Annotated in this window: 8 protein-coding genes; 3 read left to right on the top strand and 5 right to left on the bottom strand. The window is 37.1% G+C overall.

Annotated features, from left to right (window positions below; translation table 11 throughout):
- On the bottom strand, positions 1-331 hold a 331-nt coding region (locus tag AC1DOS_RS15440), incomplete at its 3' end, for a cytochrome c oxidase subunit II transmembrane domain-containing protein (protein WP_477538212.1).
- Between the two features lie 98 nt (positions 332-429).
- On the bottom strand, positions 430-1,347 hold the full coding sequence (gene cyoE / locus AC1DOS_RS15435) for a heme o synthase (RefSeq protein WP_108584468.1): 918 nt from the start codon (positions 1,345-1,347) through the stop codon (positions 430-432).
- Between the two features lie 324 nt (positions 1,348-1,671).
- On the opposite strand from cyoE, the gene AC1DOS_RS15430 reads away from it, so the two are divergent.
- Positions 1,672-2,592 (top strand): COX15/CtaA family protein, encoded by a 921-nt coding sequence (locus AC1DOS_RS15430; protein ID WP_477538211.1) that lies wholly within the window; start codon positions 1,672-1,674, stop codon positions 2,590-2,592.
- Between the two features lie 34 nt (positions 2,593-2,626).
- On the opposite strand, the gene pyc is transcribed toward AC1DOS_RS15430, so the two are convergent.
- From pyc to AC1DOS_RS15415, 3 genes are all read right to left on the bottom strand, one after another.
- Complete coding sequence (gene pyc, locus AC1DOS_RS15425) at positions 2,627-6,067, bottom strand: pyruvate carboxylase (protein ID WP_477538210.1); 3,441 nt, start codon at positions 6,065-6,067, stop codon at positions 2,627-2,629.
- Positions 6,068-6,083: 16 nt separating this feature from the next.
- Positions 6,084-7,247 (bottom strand): FtsW/RodA/SpoVE family cell cycle protein, encoded by a 1,164-nt coding sequence (locus AC1DOS_RS15420; RefSeq protein ID WP_477538209.1) that lies wholly within the window; start codon positions 7,245-7,247, stop codon positions 6,084-6,086.
- Positions 7,248-7,308: 61 nt separating this feature from the next.
- Positions 7,309-7,593 (bottom strand): Fpa/YlaN family protein, encoded by a 285-nt coding sequence (locus tag AC1DOS_RS15415; RefSeq protein ID WP_108584462.1) that lies wholly within the window; start codon positions 7,591-7,593, stop codon positions 7,309-7,311.
- A 169-nt stretch (positions 7,594-7,762) separates the two neighbouring features.
- On the opposite strand from AC1DOS_RS15415, the gene AC1DOS_RS15410 reads away from it, so the two are divergent.
- Positions 7,763-8,263 carry a peptidyl-prolyl cis-trans isomerase gene (locus AC1DOS_RS15410; RefSeq protein ID WP_477538208.1) on the top strand — a complete coding sequence of 167 codons (501 nt, stop codon included), beginning with the start codon at positions 7,763-7,765 and terminating at the stop codon, positions 8,261-8,263.
- Between the two features lie 12 nt (positions 8,264-8,275).
- A complete protein-coding gene (locus tag AC1DOS_RS15405; RefSeq protein WP_108584459.1) occupies positions 8,276-8,479 on the top strand; it encodes a YlaI family protein in 204 nt (67 codons plus the stop codon).
- The last annotated feature ends 356 nt before the right edge of the window (positions 8,480-8,835 follow it).

Below are 8,835 nucleotides of genomic sequence, written 5' to 3'. Positions count from 1 at the left end.
CAGTTGGAACAGCCAAGATTAAAAGTAAAATAATCGGAATGATTGTCCAAATAAGTTCCAGTGTGTGATTTCCTTCAACTTGTTTAGGAATCACATCTTCTCCAACTTTAGAACGACGGAATTTAATGATTGTAAGAAGATAAACAACTAAAACTACAATAATTACTAGTACCATAATTCCTGTTGAAAGTACCATTAAATTTAATTGGTCTCTACCAACTTGTCCTGCTGGTGTTAGTGTCGATAAGTGCTCTTCACCACATCCAGATAAAAAGACCATTAGAGCGGTCACAAGTGAAAAGAGACGCCATTTTTTGATCCCTTTTATCATAGCTTAATCAACCCCCTCTTTCGTTTGAGTATTCAAGTGTGTAAAGCGGTCTGGTTCTATTCTATATGAATTCTACATTCAAAGAAAGAATCCCAAAGTTAGCTAAAAATCGAGAAAATAATCATCGAAACAAATATGATGGTCATGTAATTTAACGAATAAATAAACATGCCTTTTGCCCATTTTAAATCATCTTCTGCTTTAAAGCCTTTTAATGCAAGTATTAGCCAACCTAAATTCAGCACAGTTGCCAAAACGAGGAACCATGTTCCAAGTTGCATGAGTAGGAATGGGAGAGGAAAAAGAACTAAAATCCACAGTAGCATGGAGCGCTTTGTATGAGCAAATCCTTTAACAACCGGCAACATAGGGATACCTGCTGCTCGATATTCTTCCGTTCGTTTCATTGCAAGTGCGTAAAAATGCGGGGGCTGCCATGCAAACATAATGAGGAATAGTGAAAGTGCTCCCCATCCAAGTGTTGGTTCCACTGCAGCCCAACCAATAACGGGTGGGATTGCACCAGAAATACTACCGACAATTGTATTGCTCACATGTTTTCTTTTTGACCACATGGTGTATAAGACGACATAACTGATGATACCGGCTAGTCCCCATACTCCAGCAGAGACCGATGCCATAAATAACAAAATCTCACCAACAACTAAAAAGGATAGAGAAACGGACAATACGGTATTAGGTTTAAATCTGCCCGTCACAGTTGGTCTTGATTTTGTTCTTGACATAATCGGGTCAATATCACGATCGATGAAGTTGTTCATTGCGCCCGAACCAGCAATAATCAATGCTGAACCTAAAAGCGTAAAGAACATTAAGTCTAGTTCGTCTAAAAAGTGACGAGTTGAAAATTGGAATGCTAACCACAATCCCGTAAACGTAGTTACAAGATTTGAGTTTACAATTCCAATCTTGATCAAAGCAAGAAAGTCCTTAACAAAAGATGTTGTGACAGGATTCGCCTCTGAACTTGCAGTAATCGCTTTACCGTTTGACATGAAACTCCCCCTTTCAAAGTTGTAAGCATATTCCGCTACCATTACTATATCGAAAAACTGATGTTATTTCTATATATAACTAGAAATTCGATAAAAAGCATTAAGCGGTTTCTTGTCAACGATACACAACAACTCTATACTAAAGCATTTTAGTAAAAGTTTTGTGAATGGAAAAAGAATTTTTTATGAACAATTTGTGAAAAGCAGAATCGTATTGATGGAGATTGCAGGCTAGACATTGTATTTTCACTGTTTCTTAGCTATTATCAAACAAGCAGGTTCTCACTTTTATCGCAATCAGTTTATACAAAGTAGGTGTCATTCATGCAACAAAGTAAATACTTAAAATGGTTTGCAGTTGCTGCAACAATCGGCATGTTGCTCATTCTTCTTGGCGGTGCACTTGTCACCAAAACAGAAAGTGGCATGGGTTGTGGCAGACATTGGCCAGGGTGTAATGGACAATTAATTCCAGATAAAATTACTACAGAAGTTTTAATTGAATTTTCTCATCGCGTCGTCACAGGATCTGTTGGCTTTCTTATATTAATATTGTCAGTATGGTCTTGGAAAGTGATGGGGCATATACGCGAAACAAAATTTTTAGCTGTGATGGCTATGTTTTTCTTAATCCTGCAAGCTTTAATAGGAGCTGCTCAAGTATTATGGGGACAAGGTGATTTTATATTAGCGCTTCACTTTGGAATTTCCTTATTGTCTTTTGCTTCCGTATTATTGTTAACTCTCCTCATTTTTGAAGTTGATCGAAAATTTGACGCTGATAAATTGAGAATTGGATCAAAACTAAAATGGCATACAGTTGGTGTAACGCTTTACTCGTACATTGTCGTATATACTGGCGCACTCGTGAGGCATACTGATTCAGGTTTAATTTGTCCGGATTGGCCTTTATGTAACAATGATCAATTCTCTTTGCCTTCAAACATGTATGAATGGGTTCAAATGGGACATCGCACTGCAGCTGCACTAATTTTTATATGGATAGCATTTATTGCTTGGCATGCAGTTAAAAACTATAAAGATCAACGAGTATTGTACTATGGTTGGATTACTGCTTTTATAATTGTTTCGCTTCAGGTGATCTCAKGTATGCTAGTGGTTTTAACAAAACTTAATTTATACTTCGCGTTAGGTCATTCTCTTTTGATCTCCTTACTATTTGGGTTATTATGTTATATGGTCTTACTACTTTCACGTAGCCGTTCTAATAAAACACAAAAATAAAAGCAGTTCCGCGAAAAGCGGAACTGCTTTTATTTTATTCTTTTTCCATTTCTATTAATAAATCACCTGTTGCTATTGCAGTTCCAGCTGATACATGAATTTCTTTAATTACTCCATTAAATGGAGCTTGGACAGTTGTTTCCATCTTCATTGCTTCTGTAATTAGTAAATGGTCTCCTCGTTTAACTCGACTACCGTTAGCAATTACGACTTTCAACACAGTTCCTGGCATTGTTGCCCCAATGTGATTTGGATTCGAAATATCTGATTTCTGCTTTTGTGTGATGTCAGATTCAACAGTCATATCTTGAATCATCACTTCTCGTGGTTGCCCATTTAATTCAAAATAAATGACACGATTACCATCAGATTGTGGCTCACTGATTGATACCATTTTGATAATTAACGTCTTACCTTTTTCAATCTCTACTTCAATTTCTTCTCCTAAACGCATTCCATATAAGAAAGTTGGCGTATCCAGAACTGACACATCACCAAATTTTTTCTCCATAACTGAGTACTCGTCAAACACTTTAGGATACAGCGCGTATGCTAATGCTTCATGGCTATCAACCGGACGACCAAGTTTGTGGAAAAGCTCTTCTTTTAATTGTTCAAAATTTACAGGTTCCAACAATTCTCCTGGACGTACTGTAATCGCTTGACGATCTTTTAATATCACTTTTTGGATTTCTTCTGGGAAACCACCATAAGGTTGTCCAATATAGCCTTGGAAAAACTCAATAACTGAATCTGGGAAATCTACTGTTTTTCCGCGAGTTAACACCGTTTCCTCAGTTAAATCATTTTGGACCATAAAGAGTGCCATATCCCCTACTACTTTGGATGAAGGAGTAACTTTTACTACGTCACCAAACATAATATTAACATTTGAATACATTTCTTTAACTTCTTCGAAACGAGAAGCTAGACCTACTGCCTTTGCTTGTTGTTGCAAGTTCGAGTATTGGCCACCAGGCATTTCATGCACATATATTTCTGTATGTGGACTCATCATGCCAGATTCGAACTCTTTGTAATATTTACGTACATCTTCCCAATAATGAGATAGTTGTTCAAGTGCGTTAATGTCTGTACGTACTTCACGTTTGCTGCCCTTTAAGGCATACGTTAATGAATTTGCGCTTGGTTGTGACGTTAATCCTGCCATAGTGCCAAGAGCTGTATCCACTATGTCTACCCCAGCTTCAATCGCTTTCGCATATAAGTAGATACCGTTACCACTTGTATCATGTGTGTGTAAATGAATAGGCAGAGAAACAGTTTCCTTTAGCTCTGAAATTAATCGATACGCAGCTTCTGGTTTCAATAAGCCAGCCATATCTTTTATCGCTAAAATATGTGCTCCGGCTGATTCTAATTCTTTGGCCATTTCTTTATAGTATGCAACCRTATATTTGCCACGAGAATCATCTAAAATATCACCTGTATAACAAATTGCAGCTTCTGCGATTTTACCTGATTGACGTGCTGAATCAATTGCAACTTCCATTCCTTTTATCCAGTTCAAGCTATCAAAGATTCGGAATACATCAATTCCTGCTTCTGCTGATTGTTGGATAAATTCGCGGATAACATTGTCTGGATAGTTCTTATATCCAACAGCATTTGCTCCACGAACTAACATTTGTAGTAAAACATTTGGAATCATTTGACGCATTTTCAGTAAACGGTCCCATGGATTTTCTTTCAAGAAGCGATAAGCGACATCAAATGTTGCTCCTCCCCACATTTCAAAAGAAAAGGCATCATGCATAGCTCTTGCTGACTGCTCTGCAATCTCATACATGTCATTAGATCGAACTCGAGTCGCTAGAAGTGATTGATGTGCATCACGGAATGTTGTGTCAGTTATCAACACATCTTTTTGTTCGTGAATCCACTTAACAAGTCCTTCTGCTCCCCGCTCATTCAAAATTTGTTTTGTACCATGCATGGGTGGAACAAGTAAATCAATTTGGGGTTTTCTAGGAATAGCGAAAACCGGTTTCGAAGCTTTTTCGATTCCAGGGAAACCATTGACCGTTACGTTCCCAATATAATTTAATAATTTAGTCCCTCTGTCTTTTCGAGTGGGGAACAAAAATAATTCAGGTGTTGAATCAATAAAGCTAGTGTTAAAATTCCCCGTAATAAAATTACGGTGTTYGACAACATTTTCCAAGAAAGGAATATTTGTTTTAATTCCTCGAATTCGGAACTCTTGTAGATTCCGATCCATTTTTGAAGCTGCTTCTTTAAACGTTTTGCCCCAAGTTGACACTTTGACTAACAAAGAATCATAGTAAGGCGAAATCACAGCACCTTGGAAACCATTCCCTGCGTCTAGACGAACGCCAAAGCCCCCACCAGAGCGATATACCATCAACTTCCCAGTGTCTGGCATGAATTGATTTAATGGATCTTCTGTTGTAACACGAGATTGTATAGCGAAGCCAAATAATGGAATGTCTTTTTGGGATGGCATGCCTATTTCTTCTTCATGTAAAAATGAACCATCAGCTATATGAATTTGAGTATGGACAATATCAATTCCCGTTATCATTTCAGTAATGGTATGTTCTACTTGAATTCGAGGATTAACTTCGATGAAATAAAACTCATCTCCTGATACCAAGAATTCAACTGTCCCTGCGTTTATGTATTTTACATTGTTCATTAATTGAACCGCTGCATCACAAATACGATTTCGCAATTCCTTTGAAATTGAATTAGAAGGAGCAATTTCAACGACTTTTTGATGTCTGCGTTGAATCGAGCAATCACGTTCATATAAATGAACCAAATTACCGTGTTTATCTCCCAATATTTGAACTTCAATATGTTTAGGCTTTTCAACGAGTTTTTCCACGTATAATTCATCAGATCCAAAGGCAGCCTTTGCTTCTGAACTTGCTCGCTCAAAGGCAGATTCTACGTCATTTGCAGTAGGGACTACTCTCATCCCTCGTCCGCCACCGCCAGAGGAAGCTTTGACCATCAATGGATAGCCATTTGCGTCACCGAAAGCTTTCACTTCTTCTACGGATGAAACAGGTCCATCACTACCAGGAATTACAGGTATACCAGCTAATACAGCTTGTGTACGCGCTTTCACTTTGTCGCCGAACATATTTAAATGCTCAGAAGTAGGACCGATGAATATGATTCCTTCTTCTTCACAGCGTCTTGCAAAATCTGCGTTTTCAGAAAGAAACCCGTATCCAGGATGAATCGCATTTGCGCCACTATTTTTTGCGATTGCTAAAATTCCTTCAATATCAAGATATGCATCAATTGGTTTCTTTCCATCCCCCACTAAATACGATTCATCCGCTTTGTATCGATGAAATGAACCACTATCTTCTCTAGAATAAATCGATACGGTAGGCAGTTTTAATTCGGTACAAGCACGGAAAATTCGAATAGCAATTTCTCCGCGGTTAGCAACTAAAATCTTGTGAATCGTTTTCATAATGTGACGACACCCCTTAGCTTCGCGTTTTTTCTAACTTTACAAACATTGAGACATTTAACAATATCCCCATTGCTAAAGATAACAAAATGACGGATGTTCCGCCATAACTAATAAAAGGCAGTGGCACTCCTGTCAACGGGATTAGGCCTAAAAGCCCACCTAAGTTGATGAATGTTTGAAAACCAATCAAACTAGCAAAACCTGCGGCTATCATTCTAGCATGAGGGTCTTGAGCTTTTAAAGCAATTGTTAATGCACGCAACACAATATATCCTAGACCACCAATAACAATTAATACACCTACAATTCCTAACTCTTCGGCTATAATTGCCATGATAAAATCCGTTTGTGGTTCTGGTAGGTATCCTTGTTTTTGAACAGATTGACCTAGACCTAAACCTTTCAAACCACCTGCGCCAATTGCTAAATATCCATTGACAACCTGGTAACCAAATCCTTGCTCATATTCAAAAGGATTTAAAAATGCCTCAAGTCGTCCTAGTCGACGTTCTGTAATGAATGTGTCCCGAAGTAAATACAGAAATGGTGTAATAATTGCAAGAGCACCAACGATGATACCACTTATCTTCACAAATGTTCGGATTTGAATTCCACTAGCAGCCATTACTGAAATTGCAGTAAAAAAGATAATCATTGCAGAACCCATGTCTACCTCACTGAGGACTAATGCAACTACTAAGACAAGTACGGTAACTGGAGGTGCAATGGATTGGTTAAAGCTATCAATCGGGCCTTTCTTTGCTTTATTTGCAAAAACTCCAGCAAAATAAAGCACCATAATTATTTTGGCAAGCTCAGAAGGTTGTATGTTCCCAAATCCAAGATTGATCCAACTTTTCGCACCACCGGCAGCATACCCGACAAAATGAACTGCTACGAGTAAAGTAAACATAACGACCAACATCGCAACCATCATTGGCTTTTTGCGATAATGTTTATAAGGGAATAATGCACCGATTATTAATGCCGGAACAGCCAAGATTAAATTCAAGACTTGCTTCTTGTAAAAGTGATCAGGCTCAAAACCGTAGCGATTTACGGACCAAACCATACTTGCACTATAAATCATTACTAATCCAAATAGACATAAGAACATGTATGTAATAAATAACGAGTAATCAAAGTGTTTTGTGTAGCGTTTCAAATATGAAATCATGGGAAACCTCGTTTTCTTTTATCTAGCAAAAAAACTCAAACACATGCTGAGTTTGAGTTTCTTACTTTTTATTTGTATAAGCATCATGCATTACTGATAATTCTTTTTCAAGTGTCGATAGAATTATCCGTCCTTCTTCACGCTCCATAAGACCTAGTTTTACGGCAAAATCAATTTCTTTAGATAAACCATACATTTGGGTATCTAAAACATCTTCGTAAAGTGGGCATTGTGGTAATGTTAAATGATCAATTTGAACCTTGATCAATTTTGCTATTTTCTCAGCATCAGCTTTTAAAAGTTCAACAGCTTTTTGCTGATACGATTGTTGTGATTTAGTATCCATGAGGACGCCCCCATTACCTAATATTGTCTTAGTAAATTGTATCTTTCTAGAGGCAAAATTGCAAGCATCGCTTCTAAAACCCAAGTTTATAAACTTAATTCTTTGTTACATATAGTCAAAGAGTTATACTAGAAGGTGAATCGTAATAAGTATTGGAGGCACCAAAAGAATGGAAAACATTATTCCGATAAAAGGCGAAGTGCAATTCCAAATAACATTGGATCCGGCTGTGTGGATTTTTGATGATCGTCGTATAGATTTAACTACATTTTTCACTGAACAACATATTGAAAAAAACGATTTGGACGACTATACAAAAAAAATGTCAGCTCATTGGTCTCGTGAAATTATGGAAGGTGCCACTTTTCCACCTACTTTAAAATCCGAGAAGAAATATGAAAAAACAAAAATGTTAACAGGCACTTTTGGTATCTATTTAAAACATTTTTTAAAAAATGCTAAACTAAAAGATAGTGCTAAAGCTGTTATTATTGAAACAACTAATGGTGAGGAACATTCGTTTACACTTGAACAAGCAAACTCTATTATCTTCAAATATAGTCAGGATGGGAAACCTTTACGTGAAGACGGGCCGGTCTATGTACTTCTTGCAGATGGCTCTAACTTAGACAATCCCATTAAACATGTGAAAGCAGTTCGAGTAGATTAGGAGGCTAATTCGATGCGTGTAAAATGTGTCATTTGTGATACTATCAATCAATTAATTGATGATTCACCTCAAGCAAAAAAACTCCGTAATCGTCCAATTCATACGTATATGTGTGATCCTTGTCATGAGCGGATTGAACAAAGAACAAACGCACGTTTAGCAACTGGGCACTTTGGATTTTATAAAAGTTCCCGCAAAATTGAAGAAGAATTCTAGTGTCAAGCCGTAATATAATCAATTCTATCTTCGTCGGAATACTTAGTGGCATAGTTTTAGGTTTACTCTTGAAATTAGTTGAGTCTATCAGTCAAATTCGTGTATACACCTTATTGTTAAATGTGGATTTTATTCCTATAATCAATCAAATCGAATGGTCTGAACCTATCGAATTTCTCTTTCATATAGTCATTTCCATTTGTATTGCATATGTATTTATTTTATTAGCAAACCAGTTAACTTTACAGAAATCGCTTAGTAAACTCTGGTTGTTGAGTTTAATTTTTTGTTTACCTACATTAGGATTGTATTTTGTTTTGAGCTTATTAGCCGTCCAAGAAGTTCCTGCTTGGAAC

This window comes from Paenisporosarcina sp. P5_A11 (assembly GCF_056400705.1).
This window is presented reverse-complemented; position numbering and strand designations above follow the sequence as displayed.

What these genes read in the sequence shown, in the direction of transcription:
- AC1DOS_RS15415 (WP_108584462.1), bottom strand. Translation starts at nt 7,593, where the DNA reads ATGGATACTAAATCACAACAATCGTATCAGCAAAAAGCTGTTGAACTT.
- AC1DOS_RS15410 (WP_477538208.1), top strand. Translation starts at nt 7,763, where the DNA reads ATGGAAAACATTATTCCGATAAAAGGCGAAGTGCAATTCCAAATAACA.
- AC1DOS_RS15420 (WP_477538209.1), bottom strand. Translation starts at nt 7,247, where the DNA reads ATGATTTCATATTTGAAACGCTACACAAAACACTTTGATTACTCGTTA.
- AC1DOS_RS15405 (WP_108584459.1), top strand. Translation starts at nt 8,276, where the DNA reads ATGCGTGTAAAATGTGTCATTTGTGATACTATCAATCAATTAATTGAT.
- cyoE (WP_108584468.1), bottom strand. Translation starts at nt 1,347, where the DNA reads ATGTCAAACGGTAAAGCGATTACTGCAAGTTCAGAGGCGAATCCTGTC.